Origin of the sequence: Nocardia sp. CDC153, from assembly GCF_035818515.1 — a bacterium.
GTDB lineage: Bacteria > Actinomycetota > Actinomycetes > Mycobacteriales > Mycobacteriaceae > Nocardia.
The window spans coordinates 1,710,116-1,726,644 of record NZ_JAYKYU010000001.1 but is presented as its reverse complement, the minus strand read 5'-3'; the positions used below and the strand labels follow the sequence as shown (position 1 = coordinate 1,726,644).

The 16,529-nt window shown below is 69.3% G+C and carries 15 protein-coding genes and 1 other RNA gene; 6 read left to right on the top strand and 10 right to left on the bottom strand.

The genetic code is table 11. The features are described 5' to 3' along the window. Positions 1-62 precede the first annotated feature (62 nt). Positions 63-716, top strand: coding sequence for a TetR/AcrR family transcriptional regulator (locus VMT65_RS07970; RefSeq protein WP_326307303.1), 654 nt, complete (start codon positions 63-65; stop codon positions 714-716). A gap of 71 nt (positions 717-787) precedes the next feature. On the opposite strand, the gene VMT65_RS07965 is transcribed toward VMT65_RS07970, so the two are convergent. From VMT65_RS07965 to rnpB, 5 genes are all read right to left on the bottom strand, one after another. Further along, positions 788-1,141, bottom strand: a complete 354-nt coding sequence (locus VMT65_RS07965) for a VOC family protein (protein ID WP_326307302.1) — start codon at positions 1,139-1,141, stop codon at positions 788-790. Between the two features lie 4 nt (positions 1,142-1,145). Continuing rightward, positions 1,146-2,600, bottom strand: a complete 1,455-nt coding sequence (locus VMT65_RS07960; RefSeq protein WP_326307301.1) for an RNB domain-containing ribonuclease — start codon at positions 2,598-2,600, stop codon at positions 1,146-1,148. A gap of 15 nt (positions 2,601-2,615) precedes the next feature. Beyond that, a complete protein-coding gene (locus VMT65_RS07955) occupies positions 2,616-2,885 on the bottom strand; it encodes a hypothetical protein (RefSeq protein ID WP_326307300.1) in 270 nt (89 codons plus the stop codon). Between the two features lie 484 nt (positions 2,886-3,369). Continuing rightward, on the bottom strand, positions 3,370-4,431 hold the full coding sequence (locus VMT65_RS07950) for an SPFH domain-containing protein (protein ID WP_442790187.1): 1,062 nt from the start codon (positions 4,429-4,431) through the stop codon (positions 3,370-3,372). Positions 4,432-4,784: 353 nt separating this feature from the next. Then, an RNA gene (gene rnpB, locus VMT65_RS07945) (RNase P RNA component class A) lies at positions 4,785-5,214 on the bottom strand. Positions 5,215-5,244: 30 nt separating this feature from the next. Between rnpB and VMT65_RS07940 the strand changes: the two genes are divergently transcribed. Then, positions 5,245-6,132: an alpha/beta hydrolase gene (locus VMT65_RS07940; RefSeq protein ID WP_326307299.1), complete on the top strand. Its 888-nt coding sequence runs from the start codon at positions 5,245-5,247 to the stop codon at positions 6,130-6,132. A gap of 111 nt (positions 6,133-6,243) precedes the next feature. Here the strand turns inward: VMT65_RS07940 and VMT65_RS07935 are convergent, their stop codons facing one another. From VMT65_RS07935 to cobC, 4 genes are all read right to left on the bottom strand, one after another. Continuing rightward, the gene (locus tag VMT65_RS07935) at positions 6,244-7,608 is read right to left on the bottom strand and encodes a bifunctional RNase H/acid phosphatase (protein ID WP_326307478.1); all 1,365 of its coding nucleotides are present in this window, start codon (positions 7,606-7,608) and stop codon (positions 6,244-6,246) included. A 360-nt stretch (positions 7,609-7,968) separates the two neighbouring features. Then, a complete protein-coding gene (locus tag VMT65_RS07930; protein ID WP_326307298.1) occupies positions 7,969-8,706 on the bottom strand; it encodes a zinc ribbon domain-containing protein in 738 nt (245 codons plus the stop codon). Between the two features lie 362 nt (positions 8,707-9,068). Further along, the gene (locus VMT65_RS07925; RefSeq protein WP_326307297.1) at positions 9,069-10,205 is read right to left on the bottom strand and encodes a Nif3-like dinuclear metal center hexameric protein; all 1,137 of its coding nucleotides are present in this window, start codon (positions 10,203-10,205) and stop codon (positions 9,069-9,071) included. 88 nt (positions 10,206-10,293) lie between these two features. Then, positions 10,294-11,343, bottom strand: a complete 1,050-nt coding sequence (cobC, locus tag VMT65_RS07920; RefSeq protein WP_326307296.1) for an Rv2231c family pyridoxal phosphate-dependent protein CobC — start codon at positions 11,341-11,343, stop codon at positions 10,294-10,296. Between the two features lie 44 nt (positions 11,344-11,387). On the opposite strand from cobC, the gene VMT65_RS07915 reads away from it, so the two are divergent. The 4 genes from VMT65_RS07915 (at position 11,388) to sigJ (ending at position 15,326) form a co-directional block, all read left to right on the top strand. After that, positions 11,388-11,885: a low molecular weight protein-tyrosine-phosphatase gene (locus VMT65_RS07915; RefSeq protein WP_326307295.1), complete on the top strand. Its 498-nt coding sequence runs from the start codon at positions 11,388-11,390 to the stop codon at positions 11,883-11,885. A 20-nt stretch (positions 11,886-11,905) separates the two neighbouring features. After that, complete coding sequence (locus VMT65_RS07910) at positions 11,906-12,844, top strand: SURF1 family cytochrome oxidase biogenesis protein (protein ID WP_326307477.1); 939 nt, start codon at positions 11,906-11,908, stop codon at positions 12,842-12,844. A gap of 70 nt (positions 12,845-12,914) precedes the next feature. Beyond that, positions 12,915-13,997 (top strand): cobalamin biosynthesis protein, encoded by a 1,083-nt coding sequence (locus VMT65_RS07905; RefSeq protein ID WP_442790202.1) that lies wholly within the window; start codon positions 12,915-12,917, stop codon positions 13,995-13,997. A 381-nt stretch (positions 13,998-14,378) separates the two neighbouring features. Continuing rightward, complete coding sequence (gene sigJ, locus VMT65_RS07900; protein WP_326307293.1) at positions 14,379-15,326, top strand: RNA polymerase sigma factor SigJ; 948 nt, start codon at positions 14,379-14,381, stop codon at positions 15,324-15,326. Positions 15,327-15,381: 55 nt separating this feature from the next. On the opposite strand, the gene ald is transcribed toward sigJ, so the two are convergent. After that, the gene (gene ald, locus VMT65_RS07895; RefSeq protein ID WP_326307292.1) at positions 15,382-16,491 is read right to left on the bottom strand and encodes an alanine dehydrogenase; all 1,110 of its coding nucleotides are present in this window, start codon (positions 16,489-16,491) and stop codon (positions 15,382-15,384) included. Positions 16,492-16,529 lie beyond the last annotated feature (38 nt).

Below are 16,529 nucleotides of genomic sequence, written 5' to 3'. Positions count from 1 at the left end.
CAGTGTCGATTATGATTGACGCCACGTCAATTGCCGGAATGGAACTCGCATAGGGTGAGTTCATGGCGCAGAAAGGCGGACGTGAAGTGAAGACGCGAGCCACGACCGACGGACTGCGCCGCCGCGGCGCGATGTCGAAGGGCGATCAGCGCGAGGCCCAGATCCTCGACGCGACCCGGCAATTGCTCACGAAGAAGCCGATGGCCAGCCTGACCGTCGACGACATCACCAATGCGACCGGCATCTCCCGTACCAGCTTCTATTTCTATTTCCCGTCCAAGCAGGCCGTGCTCGCGCGCCTGATGGAGGACGTGAGCGACCGCTACGCCCAGACCCACGTGTGGCTGCCCTCCACCGGTCCGCAGCGCGAACTGCTGCGCACCCAACTCGCCGGTGCCGCGGAGATCTGGCAGGACAACAGCACGATCCTGGTCTGCTCGCTCGAGGGCTACGACACCAGCTACCCGCCCCTGACCGAATTCATCGCCACCATCCAGACCCGCTTCACCAGCGCCCTGGCCGCCAAGATCGAACGCGACCGCGCCGCCGGACTCGCCCCGGAGGGCATCGACTCCGCGACTCTCGCCGGTCTGGTCACGCTGATGCGCGACGGTCGACTCTCACAGCTGTCCGCCGCTCCCCCCGCCGAAGTGGCCATCGGCATCGACGATCTCGCGGAGGCGATCCTGCGGCTGATCTACGGCCGCCTCACCTGAGTCACCCCGACGAGCATGCAATCCGGCAGGCGTCTTCTCAACGTTTGCCTGCTGGATTGCATGTTCGTGGGTCAGTAGATCTGGACTAGGCAGAATTCGTGGTTTTCGGGGTCGGTCATGACGACGACTACGCCCTCGTCGTACTCGTGACGTTCCCCGGTGGCATGGCCACCCAGGGATTCCACCTGGGCGATGGCCGCGTCGATATCGTCCACCTCGATGTCCAGATGCAGGCGGACCTTGCCGCGCTTGGGTTCTCGGACCGGTTGGAAGACCAGGCGCGGTAGCGGATCGTCGCGGTGGCCGAGGTAGATCCAGCCCGGCTCGGAGGGGCCCTCGGGGCGGTCTAGCAGGGCGCTCCAGAAGCTCGCCACGCGTTTCACGTCGATGCAGTCGATTGTCACTCCGGACCAGCGGTTCGCCACGGGATCAGTGTGCGTAGTCGAAAGTGACTGTGCGCGTGGCGGGGTCGGCGGTTTCCAGGCGCACCTTCACGTGTTGGCCTTCCGGCGGGCCGCCGGTGCACTTCGCCAGGACCGGTGGGTCGGCGATGAAGATCTCGGCGGGACGGCTGCCGGTCGCCTCGCGCAGGACGACGGCGTCGAAATCGGTTCCGACACGGGGCGAGAGGATCGTCGCCTCGGTGAGGTCCACGCAGGCGCGTTCGACCTTGCCCGCCAGGGCGTCGGTGCGGCGCATGGTGTCGGCGACCGGGGTCAGGCCGTCCCGAACCCATTGCGGTACGGCGGTTTTCGCGCAGTGGGCGAGGCAGATCTCGGTGGCGTAGCGGTCGGCGAGGCGGCGCAGGGGCGCGGTGACGTGCGCGTAGGGTGCGCCGATCGCGCTGTGCTGCAAGGTGTCCGGGGCCTGGCCGTTCAGGATCGTGTACGACGCGCCGCGCAGCAGGCCCGTCGCCTCGGACATGAGGACGAGGGCGGCGGGGGAATTGGAGTCGAGATCGGCGAGCATGCGGGCCGCGGATTCGTCGGCGGGCCAGGCCACGCCGACCGCGGCGGCCGTGCGGCGCATGGAGTCGATGGCGGTGGGCGCGGGCGGCGGCATGGTGCGCAGCAAACCCACGTGGTCGGGGTTGCCGGAGCCATTGGAGTTATTGCCATCGAGCATGATTCGGGCCGCACACATGCCGGTCAGCAGGGAGACCTGTTCGTTCCAATCGTCGGCGGCGGTGCGCGGTTCGATGGCCAATTGCCAATGGTCGATTCCGGTTTGCTCGCCGTCGCGAATGACCGTTTGGGTGGGCAGGCGCAGGGTGATCGCGCCGCGGCGAATTCCGGCCTCGATGCGCAGGCGGCCGAATTCGGGGAGGGCGGCGATGGAAGGGTGGAGGCGTCCGGCGTCGGCGTCGGACTGCACACCCGCGTAATCGAGGCGGGCGCGGGAGCGGACCAGGGCGCGGGTCACCGAATAGCGCAGCGGCGCGGCGTTTTCATCGCATTCGATGGTCCACAGCGCGGCGGGGCGGTCCACCTCCGGCAGCAGGGAGGCGCGGTCCTCGGACAGCACGGGCGGGTGCAGCGGCACGGTGCCGTCGGGGAAGTAGAAGGTCTGGCCGCGGGTCAGGGATTCGCGGGCCAGGGCACCGCCGGGCGCGACGAGCGCGGCCACATCGGCGATGGCGTAGTAGAGGAGAAATCCGCTCGCGGTGCGTTCCAGGTACAGCGCCTGGTCCAGATCCATGGCACCGGGGGGATCGATGGTGACCAGCGGAATCTCCCGCCGATCGGCTCGGGCACCCGCGAACGCGTCGGCCGCGTCGCGGGCCTCCGAGACAGCCTCGGACGGGTAGTCCGGGGCCAATCCGAATTCGGTTCGGACGGCGCCGAAGTCCACCGGCGCCGAAACGATCCGTTGATGCAGTTCCACTGCGGAGGGGTGTCCCTACTCGAGGGCCATCATGGTGCCGTTCAGCTCGTTGAACGGACCGTAGACGGTGAACACGACGCGGCCGTCCGGGTACTGCGACGACAGGGCCGCCGCCGAATCCAGGGCCTCACCGAACGAGGCGGCCGACGGGTGCGGCAGGCCCGCGATAACCTGCCCGAAGTGGTTCTGCGCGACCCACTGGGTATCCGCGGGGGTGAGATCCACCTGCAACCCACCCGGCAGCGGGGTGACCGCGACCGCGGACGCGGACCCGGAACCCAGCACAACCGAAACGGAAGCGGCAGCGGCAAGAAGCGCACCCACTGCCAGTTTGCGAGCAATTCGCATTTAGACGAGACCTGCTTTCCGACGTTTGTCGAGCCCTTCGCCCGTTGCGACCGCAACGGAACTTTCCAACGCGCAACACTTTATGACGTCGATCACGTTCGGTGCCAGTTCACGGCAGATAACCCGCCCGACACGCCGAGCCGCGCCGATACACGCACGTGGGCGCGCCGCAATTCTCATCCAACCGAGGGGTCTGCGCACGCGAAGGGAGAGCGGCGTCGATCACGTCGCTCTCCCGGTCGGGTCTTCGGCTACTTTCCGCGCAGCCCCTCGGGGAACTTCGCGCTGAAGAACTTGAACCCGTAGGCGATGCCGAACAGCACCACGATGGCCAACGGCTGAATCACACCCGCCATGACTTACTTCCTCATCTTCAATCCGCCGGACGCGCCCGGGCCCGGTGCCCGCGCCGCGCCGACATCTAGCCCGCGCCGAGTGGCCCCGCCGCGTTCGTCTTGTGTTGCGCCCCGGCGATATCCGATGGCTCGGCGGGGGCCGGTGTCGCGTCCTTGCCTGCGACATTGCCCGCGTCCTTGCCCGCGCCGCGCGGCTCGAGGGCGGCGAGCGCCTCTTGGATCGCGGGCTGCGCCAGAGTCGACATGAGTTCGTGCACGGCCGCCGGGTCCAGGGTCGCGGGCTGCCCTGCTATCGCCGACTGCCCAGCCACTGCCGACTGCCCGGCCTCCGCGGCCGGCCCGGCTACCGCCGGTTGCCCGGCCTGGTTTGTGCCGCGTTCCAGAAATCGGAGTAGCTCCACGGGAAACGGGAGCACCAGTGTCGAATTCTTCTCCGCCGCAACCTGAACCACGGTTTCCAGGAATCGCAGTTGCAGTGCGGCCGGGGCCTCGGCCATATTCGCCGCGGCCTGCGCGAGTTTCTGCGAGGCCTGCAACTCACCCTCGGCGGAGATGATGCGGGCCCGCCGCTCACGTTCGGCCTCGGCCTGGCGAGACATGGAGCGCTTCAACGCATCCGGCAGCGCCACATCCTTGATCTCGACCCGATCGATGTGCACGCCCCAGCTCAGCGCCGGGTTGTCGATCATCAATTCCAGGCCCTTGTTGAGCTGTTCGCGATTGGACAGCAGATCGTCGAGTTCGCTCTTGCCGATGATGGACCGCAGCGAGGTCTGCGCGACCTGGGCGACCGCGAACAGGTAGTCCTGCACCTCGATCAGCGCCCGCGCCGGATCCACGACCCGGAAGTACACGACCGCGTCCACCCGAACGGTGACATTGTCGCGAGTGATCCCCTCCTGCGCGGGCACCGGCATGGTGACCACCCGCATGGAGATCTTCTGCATCTTGTCCACCCCCGGAATCAGCAGCCGCATGCCCGGCTCCTTGACCTCCCGAACCCGCCCCAGCCGAAACAGCACCCCCCGCTCGTACTGCGCGACCACGCGCACCCCCGAAGCCAGCGCAACCCCGCCAATAACGACGATCGCCGCCAACCACGCAATCAACAGATACAGAACATCCATTGTTCACTCCGCGAAACTATTTCCGCGCCACCGGAACTCCGATGGTGTCCCCCCATCATCCCACCCAAAGATCGCCCCGGCGAAGAGATAACAACCCCGCAACATCCCGCCCGCGAAAACCAAGCCCCGAGCACAACGCTCCAGCTGAATACGCCACCACTCCCGATCCGGCTTCCGGACTTGCCAGGAGTTCGGCGAATTCAGGGCCTTGCCCGCGCCCCCTCGCCTTCGGGGTTTCAGGGGCTCACCTCCGAGCCTTGCCCCTTTCGGGTTTCAGGGGCTTGCCCCTGAGTTTCTCCCCTCTTGGGGTTTCAGGGGTTTACCCCTGAATCTTCTTGCCCAGCTGGGCTGGGCGGACGAGTCGGTCTGTAAGCCGGATCCTGTCCCGGCGTCGAGACGCCGGTGGCGACCATCCATCTGGACACACCGTTGCCGGGTGCCTCGAGCGGTCCACCCGCAGGCTCGGGCGAGCAGCCCTCAGGCACCTGCGCAGTCGCACTCTCGCGAGTGCGACCTTCGACCTTGCTCCGGGCGGGGTTTACCTAGCCGTGCCGATCACTCGGCGCGCTGGTGCGCTCTTACCGCACCGTTTCACCCTTACCGGCGGTGCACTTCTCGCGAAGTGCGGCCCACCGGCGGTCTGTTTTCTGTGGCACTGTCCCGCGGGTCACCCCGGGTTGCCGTTAGCAACCGCCCTGCTCTCCGGAGTCCGGACTTTCCTCGGCGTAGGGCGGCGGCACTGTCCGTGCCCGTTCCCTGCGCCGCGGCCGCCCGACCGACTCGTCCGCGGCCACCAGGGTACGGTAGAGCGCCATGGAGCGTGTCGAGGTGGGGTTCCCTTCGGGTGGCGAGCAGTGTGCCGCGTGGCTGTATCTCCCGGATGGACCGCCCAAGCCGCGCCCGCTGGTGGTCATGGGTCACGGGCTGGGGGCGGACCGGGAAATGGGGTTGGACCGGTATGCCCGGCGCTTCGCGTCGGTCGGAATCGCCGCGCTGGCATTCGATTACCGGCATTTCGGGGCCAGCGGCGGTGAGCCGCGGCAGGTGATCAATATCGCCAAGCAGCGCGAGGACTGGCATTCGGCGATCGCCTTCGCCCGCACCATTCGCGGCATCGACGCGACGCGAATCGCGCTGTGGGGCAGTTCCTTCGGCGGCGGGCACGTGCTGGCCGTGGCGCCGGACGACCACTACATCGCGGCCGTGGTGGCGCAGTGCCCGTTCACCAGCGGCTGGGCCTCGGCCAAGGCGAAGGGCCCGCTGAGCCTGCTCAAGACCGGCACCATCGCCGTCACCGATCAGCTGGTGGGCCCGATCATTCGGCGGCCGATCAATGCCCGCCTGGCCGGCAAGAAACATTCCGCCGCCCTCATGAGCGCCGCCGACGTCCCCGCCGGATTCGGCCGCCTCGCCGAGGAGAGCAGCCAGTACCGGCCGAAGGTGCCCGCCCGCATCGGGCTCTCGACGCTGTTCGAGAACCCCACCAAGCACGTCAAGGACATCAAAGCCCCTGTCCTGTACGCGATCTGCGACAACGACTCGGTAGCCCCCGCCGGTCCCACCCTCAAGGCCGCCGAGCGCACCAAGCACGCCACGGTGAAGCGCTACCCCATCGGCCATTTCGACATCTACTTCGACGACTGGTTCGAGAAAGCCGTCTACGACCAAACCGAATTCCTGATGGCGACCCTCCGCCCCTGACCGGTGTGCATTTGGCCGGAATCCACAGCGGCCGAGCGGATCCGGCCAATGGCACGTCGGGCGGCGGGACAGTTCACGCCGGGCTGACGGGATATCGGAGCGGCGGGGACTTCAGAGGTAGGACGTGTCGTTGACCAGGCGGACCGAGGATCCGCCGTCTGGGTAGAACTCCGCGATGGAGAGCGACGCCAGGTCGAGGTGCAGGCGGTACAGCAGCGACGGGCCGACGCCCAGGGCGAGCTGCAACATCGTTTTGATCGGCGTGACATGGCTCACCACAAGCACATTCGCGCCCGGATACAGCGCCATCAGGTCTCGGCGCACCCCCTCGACCCGCTCCCGCACCTGATCGAAGCTCTCGCCGCCCGGCGCAGGCACCGACGGATCCCCGAGCCATCGCGCGTGCAGCTCGGGGTCGTGCTCCCGCGCCTCCTGGAAGGTCATCCCTTCCCACACACCGAAATTCGTCTCGATCAACCCCGGCAACTCCCGGACCGGCAGCCCGAGCGCCCGCCCCGCCGCCTCCGCGGTCTCCTTGGCTCGCCCCAACGGCGAGCACACGATCGCCTCGATACCGCCCTTGGCCGCGAGCATTTGCGCCGCACCGGCAGCCTGACGCCGCCCCAACTCGGTCAACGGCGGATTCCCCCGCCCCGAATACCGCCGCTGCACAGAAAGTTCCGTCTGCCCGTGGCGTAGCAGCAGCAGCCGCGTCGGCCGCCCCACCGCCCCGGTCCACCCGGGCGCGGGCGCAACGGTTTCGGCCGCGGCTTCTTCGGTGGGCTCGATCGCCTCGGTGAATCCGGCCGACTCCCCAGCGGGTTCGATCGGCTCCTCGGCGGATTCGATCAACTCCTCCAGCTCCGCCTCCATCGCGGCGATCTCCGGAGCCAGCACGGCGGGCGTGATCGATTCGGCCAGTTCCGCCTCCGCGTCCGCGAGCTCGGGCGCAAGCGCGTCACTCACATCGGGCGTGATGCTCGATCCGGCCGACTCCTCGGCGGACCCGGTCAACTCCTGCTCCGCCGCCGAGGTCTCCGACGCCAGCGCGTCGCGCACCTCGGCGACCGTGCCCGCGTCGTCCATGGCCTCATTGGCGAGCTTGTCCGCGTGCTTGTTCTCCTTGCGCGGAATCCAGGTGAAGCTCACCCGGTCGAATCCGGCCACCAGCCGCCGCGCCCGATCGGCGAGCGGAATCATGGCCTCGTGCTTGACCTTCCAGCGCCCGGACATCTGCTCCACGACCAGCTTGGAGTCCATCCGCACCGCGACCTCGCGCGCCCCCAGCTCGGCCGCGGCCTCCAAACCCGCGATCAGCCCGCGGTATTCGGCCACATTGTTGGTGGTGACCCCGAGGTACTCACGGCGCTCGGCCAGCACCCGCACATGGTCGCCATCCCACACCACCGCGCCATACCCGGCCGGCCCAGGATTCCCCCGCGACCCACCGTCAGCCTCGACGATCACCATGTCCACCAACGCATTCACCTTCCGTACTCATCCGGAACGCCGCCCAGCCCTATCGTGCCCCACCACCCTGCCGCCACCGGACCGGCCCGCCGTGCCGGGTCCAGCCCGAACCGACAAGGCGACCACCGGGAGCGATCGAGCCCACCAACGCTCGCCACCGGGCGCGGTCCAGATGGCCACCGACGCTCGCCCCGAGCTCGGTCCAGACCGCCAACGGTCACGCCGGGCGCGGGCCAGACCGCCGGGGATCGCTACGGGGCATCGCAGTGGGCGGCGGCCTCGACCACCCGTGGTCCAGGCGTCCTGCCGCGGCGGCGAGTCGGCCCTCGCCTGCAGGCGACGGGATGCCCAGCCGTGGCTGCGGCCTCAGAGGCCGGAGTGCTTGGTGCGCACCAGGATCGCGCTGCATTCGGGGCAGCGGACGACCACGTCGGGGGCGGTTTGGGAGATGCGGGAGATCTCGCCGCGGTCGAGTTCGATGCGGCAGGCGCCGCAGCGGCGGGCCTGGAGCAGGGCCGCGCCGACGCCGTACTGGGCGCGCTGCTTGTCGTAGGCGGCGAGCAGGTCGGCGGGGAAGGCGTTGGTCAGGGCGGCGCGATCGGATTCGCAGCGCTGCTGGGCCACGGCCAGGTCGGCGAGCGCCTCGTCGCGGCGGCGCTCGGCGTCGACCAGGTCGGCCTCGGCCTTGTCCAGGTTGGCGCCGGCGTGGGCGTGCGCGTCGGCGGTGGCCTCGCGCTGCTCCATCACCGCGAGCAGGTCGTCCTCGAGCACCTTGCGGCGGCGTTCCAGGCTGCCCAGTTCGTGCTGGAGTTCGGAGAGCTGCTTGGCCCCGACCGAACCGGCGGTCAGCATGCCGCGGTCGCGTTCCTCGCGCTTGCGGACGGCCTCGACCTCGCCCTCCAGCTTGCGGATGTCGCGGTCCAGGTCGTCGATCTGGATCTCGACCTTGACCGCCTCGTCCTTGCGCACGGTGCGCTCGCCCTCGAGCCGCGCGACCTCCTGCTGCTCGGGCAGCACCTTGCGGCGATGCTCGATCCGCGTCAGCTCGGCGTCGACGGCGGCGAGGTCGAGCAGCTTGGCCTGGATCGATGGTTCGGCATTCAACGCGAAGGTCTCCTGGACGCTATGGATGGATCAACTCTCGAAACTCTCAGGGGCAAGCCCCTGAAACCCCGGACTCCCAGGGCAACCCCTGAAACCCAGACTCCCAAGGGCGAGCCCCTGAAACCCAGACTCTCGGAGGCAAGCCCCCGAAACCCCAGTCTCTTGGGCGAGCCCCTGGCACCCCAGATGGTGGGAAGCCTAGGGGCGAGCCCCTGAAACCCCAGGGGTTGGACGAGTTCTCAAGACTCCCACCGTACCCGCATCGGCGGGCCCGATTCGCCAACCCGGGGTCGAGCTGGACATTCGCCCGCGACGACGGCGGGCGCCACTCGTGCGGTGTGACGGTCCCCACCGCGCCCGGCTCAGCAGCCGTCCGCCGCGCCGATCGTCCAGGGGTCGGTGCGGAGGGTCGAGACGCGGGTCTCGAGGCCGGGCAGGGCGGCGCGGACGACGCCCTCGGCTTGGGCGCACCACGGGTACTCGGTGGCCCAGTGGGCGGCGTCGATGAGGGCCGGGCCGCCCGCGCGCAGGTGCTCGTCGGCGGGGTGGTGGCGCAGGTCGGCGGTGACGTAGGCGTCCACACCGAGGCGAGAGACCTTGCCCAGGAAGGAATCTCCCGCGCCGCCGCACACCGCGACGGTGCGGATGACACGGTCCGGGTCACCGGCGGCGCGCACGCCCCAGGCGGTGGTCGGCAACCCGGCTCGGACGCGAGCGGTGAACTCCCGCAAGGTTTCCGGGGCCGCGAGCTCGCCGACGCGTCCGATGCCGAGGCCCGAGGGCAGGACTGCCCGCTCGGTGACGTGGTAGGCGGGCTCCTCGTACGGATGCGCGGCGCGCAGGGCGGCCAGCACGGCCGCGCGACGACCCGGCGGTGCGACCACTTCGAGTCGATCCTCGGCGACCTCGTGCAGCTCACCGATCGCGCCGAGGGCCGGATCGGCACCGTCGAGCGGCCGGAACTGCGAGGTGCCCGCCACGGTCCAGGCGGCGTCGGAATAGTTGCCCTCGGTCCCCGCGCCCGCCGCGAACAAGGCGGCCAGCACCGCCGCACTGTGCGTACGGGGTACCGTCACGACCCATTTGTCCAGCGCGGTAAGCGGTTTCGGATCCAGCGGCCCGGTCACGGTCAATCCGATGGCCCGCGCCAGCGCATCCGAGACACCGGGATCGGCGGAATCCGCATTGGTGTGCGCGGTGAACAGCGCGCAGCCCGAGCGGATGAGCCGGTGCAGCAGAGCGCCTTTGGGCGTGCTCGCCGCCACCGTGTCCACCCCGCGCAGCAGCAGCGGATGATGCACGACCAGCGCCTGCGCACCCCAGTCGATGGCCTCGGCCACCACGTCGGCGGTGGCGTCGACCGCGAACAGCACCCGCGACACCTTCTCGTCCGGGTCACCGCACACCAGGCCCACCGAGTCCCAGGACTCGGCCAATTTCGGCGGGTACGCCGCATCCAGCGCGTCGATGAGATCCGCCAGTCGCACGGTCGTCTCCACTACGGAACACCTCCCAACTCTCGGGGGCTCCCGGGGGCGTCCCCCGTGAAACCCCCGGTCGCCGTTGTCTTCACAAGCCGAGTTGTCTTCACAGGCCGACCTCGCGGAGCGCGGCGACCAATCGATCCACCTCGCCCGCGGGTCGCACCGCCACGCGCAGGAATCCGGTCTCCAGTCCCGGGAACGTATCACCGCGCCGCACCGCGATCCCCTTGTCCGCGAGCTTCTTTCGCAACAATTCGGCATCCGGCACCTGGATCAGCAGGAAGGGGCCGTCGGCGGGCTCGTGCACCCGCACGCCCACCTCCCGCAGCCGCGGAATCATGGCCGCCCGATCGAGCGCGATCGACTCCGCCCGACGGCCCGCCTCGGCGACCGCCGCCGGTTCACTCACCGCCGCAATGGCTTCCAGCTGCAAGGTCCCCAACGGCCAATGCGCGCGCCCATGATTCAATCGCGCCAACACCTCCGGCGCACCGAGCACGTACCCGCACCGCAGCCCCGCCAATGCCCACGTCTTGGTCAGGCTCCGGAACACCAGCACATCCGAATGGCTCTCCCCCGCAAGCGATTCCGCTTCACCGGACACCGAATCGGCGAACGCCTCGTCCACCACCAGAATCCGCCCCGGCCGCCGCAATTCCCGAATGCTCTCGGCCCCATGCAGAACCGACGTCGGATTGGTCGGATTGCCGGCCACCACAAGATCGGCCGCCTCGGGCACCCGCACCCCGTCCAACGTGTACGGCGGCTCCAAGATCACCCGGGCGACCGGCACCCCGCCCTCCCGCAACGCCAACTCCGGCTCGGTGAAGGACGGATGAATCACCGCCGCCAACGCGGACCCGAGCCGCGGCAGCATCGCGAATCCTTCCGCCACCCCCGCGAGCAGCAGCACCTCGTCCACCGACCGCCCGTGCCGCGCGGCCACCGCCTCCCGGGCCCGCCGCTCGTCCGCTTCCCCCGGATACCGCCCGAGCTCCCCCAACCGTGCGGCCAACCGCTCCCGCAACCACTCCGGCGGCGCACTCCCCTGAACATTCACCGCGAAGTCCACCATCCCCGGCCGCGCATCCACGTCCCCGTGATGCCGCAGCCTGGCATGGTCGAATCCCTCGAACCCGGTGTCATCCAGCACAGCCGTCCACCCTACGTGGCCGCGACGAACCCCCACCCGACAGAATGGCTGTCGTGGGCGAGCTGCATGTGACCTTCATCTGCACCGGCAATATCTGCCGGTCCCCGATGGCCGAGAAGATCTTCGCCGCGCACCTGGAGCGCGCCGGGCTGGCGGATCGGGTGCGGGTGAGCAGTGCCGGGACCGGGAGTTGGCATGTGGGGGACGAGGCCGACCATCGGACCAACCGGGAGCTGCGGGCGCACGGGTATCCGACCGGGCATCGGGCGGCGGTGATCGGGCCGGATCATCGGGACGCCGATCTGCTGGTCGCCTTGGATACCGGGCACGAGCGGGACCTGGCTCGGATGGGGGTGCCGTCGGATCGGCGGCGGCTGCTGCGCAGCTTCGATCCGGGGGCCGACGGGCGGTCGGTGCCGGATCCGTATTACGGGAATCAGGCCGATTTCGCGTTGGTGCGCGAGCAGATCGAGGCCGCCATGCCCGGGCTGTTGGCGTGGGTGCGCGAGCAGCTCGGGGAACCGGGCGAGGGTGTGGCATGAGCTCGAAGATCTGGTCGGTATTGCGGCGGTTGACCTTCCTGTTCCGGCCCAGCTGGCTGATTCTCGCGGTGGTGGTGGCCGGGTTCGCATACCTGTGTTTCTCGGTGCTCGCGCCGTGGCAGCTGGGCAAGAACACCCGCACCTCCGAACGCAATGACCGGATCTCGAATTCGGTGCAGGCCGACCCGGTCGACATCACGACCATGCTGAGCGGCAGCGGCAAGAACACGGAGTGGCGGCGGGTCACCGCCACCGGCTCCTACGTGCCGGACTCGACGGTTCTGGTGCGCCTGCGACATCTCGACGGACAGCCCGCCTACACGGTGCTCGCCGCCTTCCGCCTCGACGACGGCCGCACCCTGCTCGTCGACCGCGGCCAGATCGCCGCCGCCGAGGGCGGCACACACCCGCCCGCCATCGCGGCCCCGCCGACCGGCGAGCAACATCTCGAGGCCCGCATCCGCGCGTCGGAGGGCGTCATCGAGAAGAAGCCCCCCACCACGGAAGACGGCTACCGCCAGGTCTATACGACCGACACCGCCCAGGAATCCACCCTGCTCGGCTACCCCCTCACCCCCATCCCCACCGACGGCCTGGGCGGCTACCTCCAACTGGAGGCCAACCAGCCCGGCGCCTTCACCCCCGACCCCCTCCCCCAATTGGACGCGGGCCCCTACCTCTCCTACGGCCTCCAATGGCTGGCCTTCGGCGTAATGGCCCCCCTCGGCCTCGGCTACTTCATCTGGGCCGAACTCCGCGCCCGCCGCCGCGAAAAGGCCGAAGCCACGCCCGAACCCGCCGCACCGACCAGCCCCGAGCCAATCGCACCGGCCGACACCCCCGAACCCGAGTCGCCAACTCCCGCGAGGTCCGCGAAGCCCAACGACCCAGCCCCCAAACCGAAGCCGACGTCCAACGAAGCCCGCCTGGCCGACCGCTACGGCGGCACCCGCCGCTGATTCCCCACGAGCATGCAATTCAGCAGGCAAACGCCGAGAAGGTGTCTGCGTGAATGCATGTTCGTGAGCCATTGCTGTGGGGTGGAGTGGCTCGGATAGCCTCGGGCGGGTGATTAGTCGGAGGGGTACCGCGGTGGGGTTGCTGCTTGGGTTTGGGCTGGATCGGGTGCTCGGGGATCCGCGGCGGGGGCATCCGGTGGCCGGATTCGGGACTGTCGCGATGAAGGTGGAGCGGCTCACCTATCGGGACACTCGTGCTGCGGGGGTGATTCATGAAATCGTGCTGGTTGGTGCGGTCGCGGGACTTGGCCTAGGGCTGCAGCGGATCGTGGGCGGGCCGGCCACGCGACGTATTTCGGGGCGGCGCAGTGCCATTCGCGCCCGGGCGGGAGGGGCGACGACCTCGGCGCAAGCTGGATCGATGCGGCGCACGATGGTCTCGGCGCTGGGCGAGATTGCGCTGACATCAGCCGCGACCTGGACTGTGTTGGGCGGGACGACACTCGCGAAAACTGGACGCGCCATGGCGGATCGGCTCGAGGCGGGCGATATCGACGGGGCGCGAGAGCTTTTGCCCTCGCTGTGCGGGCGCGATCCCGAGGTCCTCGATGCCGACGGGCTGGCCCGGGCCGCCCTGGAGTCGATCGCGGAGAACACCTCGGATGCGACTGTGGCCCCACTTGTTTGGGGTGCGGTGGCCGGTGTGCCCGGGCTGCTGGCCTATCGCGCCGTGAACACCCTCGATGCGATGGTCGGCTACCGCAACGAGCGGTACAACCGCTTCGGTTGGGCCGCCGCCCGCACCGACGACGTGGCGAATCTAATCCCCGCCCGAGTCAGCGGCCTGATCACCGCGGCCCTCGCCCCGCTGGTTGGCGGCCGACCCGCCGACGCGTGGCGAGCCTGGCGGCGCGACGCGGCCAAACACCCCAGCCCCAATGCCGGTGTGGCCGAAGCATCGATGGCAGGCGCACTCGGCATAACCCTCGGCGGCAAAACCCAATACCGGCACGGCGTGGAATTACGCCCCACCCTCGGCGACGGCCCGGTCCCGCGCATACACGACCTCCGCCGCGCCGTGCGACTGTCCGAAGCAGTGCAGCTCGCCACAGCCCTCGCCGCCGCAGCGATCACACACCTGCGCCGCCACTGACCTCGCACGGCGACACGACCCACGCTCGGCGGCATGGACTCTCACGCGCCACACACACCCTCGCGCGGCGGCGATGCCCCTCGCGGGGCGGTACAGCCCCATCGAAAGCACCGCCTTTCACGACGGCATAGCCCTTCCGTGGCAGCACCGCCCCTCACCATTTCGGCATGCTTACCTGGTCATCCCGGCATGCTTCTCTCGTGGTTCCGGACTGCTTCTAGCCGGAACTTCACTTTCGATTCCGGCTGGAACCACGTCGGGATGGCGGGGGCATCGTCCGCTTTGGCTTAGATTCTCGAGGGAATGTCACAGTCGGGTGAGCTGTTTCGTCGGGTCTGTGGAGGCCGCCTGAGCGGGCGGGTGTGAGCGAGTGAGGGTGCGATGAGTGACGAGCGGCGGAGCGGGCCTGATCAGGCGGAACTGGCGCGGGAGTTCGAGGAGCATCGCGGGTATTTGCGGCGGGTTGCCTACAGCACGCTCGGGAGTCTCAGTGATGCCGATGATGTGGTGCAGGAGGCTTGGCTGCGGCTGGTGCGGTACTACGAGACCAGCCCGGAGGGGGCGGAGATCGAGAATCTGCGTGCCTGGCTGACCACGGTGACGGGGCGGCTGGCCCTCGATCATCTCGGCTCGGCCCGCGCCCGCCGCGAACAGTATGTGGGCGAATGGCTTCCGGAGCCGGAGATCACCAGCTGGGATGATCCGGCCGATCGCCTCTCGCAGGACGAGCGGGTCACCACCGCGCTGCTGGTGGTGCTGGAGTCGCTGTCGCCCGCCGAGCGCACCGCGTTCGTGCTGCAGGATGTGTTCGGCATGTCCGGCCCGGAGGTCGCCGAGGTGGTGGGCCGCACACCCGCGGCCGTGCGCCAATTGGCTTCGCGCGCCCGCAAACACGTCGAGAACGGCACGCCACGCTTTCCCGCCAGCCCCGACGAGCACGAGAAGGTGGTCTCCGCCTTCGCCGTGGCGTGGCGTTCCGGGGACCTGAGCGCCCTGCTCGGCCTGCTGGACTCCAATGTCACCTTCACCTCCGACGGCGGCGGCAAGGTGCAGGCCTTCCTGCATCCCCTGCACGGCGCGACCACGGTGGCCGAGACCCTGCTCGGCTTCCTCGCGCACTCCACCAAGGTCGGTGGCGCGTGGGGCCGTTCGGTGCTGGTCAATGGCCGCCCGGGCCTCGTGGTGTTCGACGGCAAGTTCACCGGCGTCTTCTCCTTCACCATCGACGACGGCCGAATCACCAAAATCGACGTGGTCCGCAACCCGGACAAGATCCACCTCCCCGACGACGCCGAACCCGACTGGCCGCTGGGCGAGACCGAAGACTGAACGCCGGACCCGGGCCCGCAACCGCTTTCCTGGCGGTTGCGGGCCCGCGCCGTCGTCAGGAGGCGATGGGCGTCACCGGTCGCAGACCGTGAGCCGCCGCCACCTCCGGCGAATACAGCTGCCCGGCGTGTACCGTAAGCCCTTGCTCCAGACCGGGATCGGACTGGCACGCGGCCCGCCAGCCGAGGTCGGCGATGGCCCGGGCATACGGCAGCGTGACATTGGTGAGCGCCACCGTCGACGTGTGCGGCACCGCACCGGGCATGTTCGCTACGCAGTAGAAGAGTGAATCCGCCACTCGGAATGTCGGTTCGGCGTGGGTGGTGGGGTGCGAGCTTTGGAAGCATCCGCCCTGGTCAATGGCGATATCGACCAGCACCGAGCCGGGACGCATGTGCGCGACCAGGCTGTCTGGCACCAGTTTCGGGGCCCGCGCGCCCGGCACCAGCACCGAGCCGATCACGAGATCCGCTGCCAGCACCGCCTTTTCGACCTCGGTCACATTGGAGCCGAGCGTCGCGATCCGCCCGCCGAACCGCGCGTCGAGTTCCCGCAGTCGCGCGATATTGGTGTCCAACACGGTGACTCGCGCCCCCATGCCGACCGCGACCGCCGCCGCATTGCTGCCCGCCACTCCGCCGCCGAGCACCACCACGTCCGCGGGCCGCACCCCGGGCACCCCGCCGAGCAACACTCCCGCACCACCCTGCGGCGACATCAGGTGATAGGCACCCACCTGACTCCCGAGCTTGCCCGCCACCTCGCTCATGGGCGCGAGCAGCGGCAGCGACCCGTCGGCCGCGCGCACGGTCTCGTAGGCGATGGCGGTGATCCCGGACCGCAGAATGGCGTCGGTGCATTCCCGCGAGGCCGCCAGGTGCAGGAAGGTGAACAGCACCTGCCCGTCCCGCATGCGCGAATACTCCTCGGCAATGGGCTCTTTCACCTTCAGCACCAACTCCGCCGCACCCCACACCTCCTCGGACGTGAGCGCGATCCGCGCCCCGGCGGCGATGTAGTCGGCGTCCCCGAATCCGGACCCGACCCCCGCGCCCACCTCGACGAGCACCTCGTGTCCGTGCCGCGTCAGCTCCCCGGCACCGGCCGGGGTGAGCGCGACCCGATACTCCTGCTCCTTGACCTCCCGTGGAACCCCGATTCTCATACCGCCCATCGTGGACCCGCGCGGCTCGGCCCGCCATG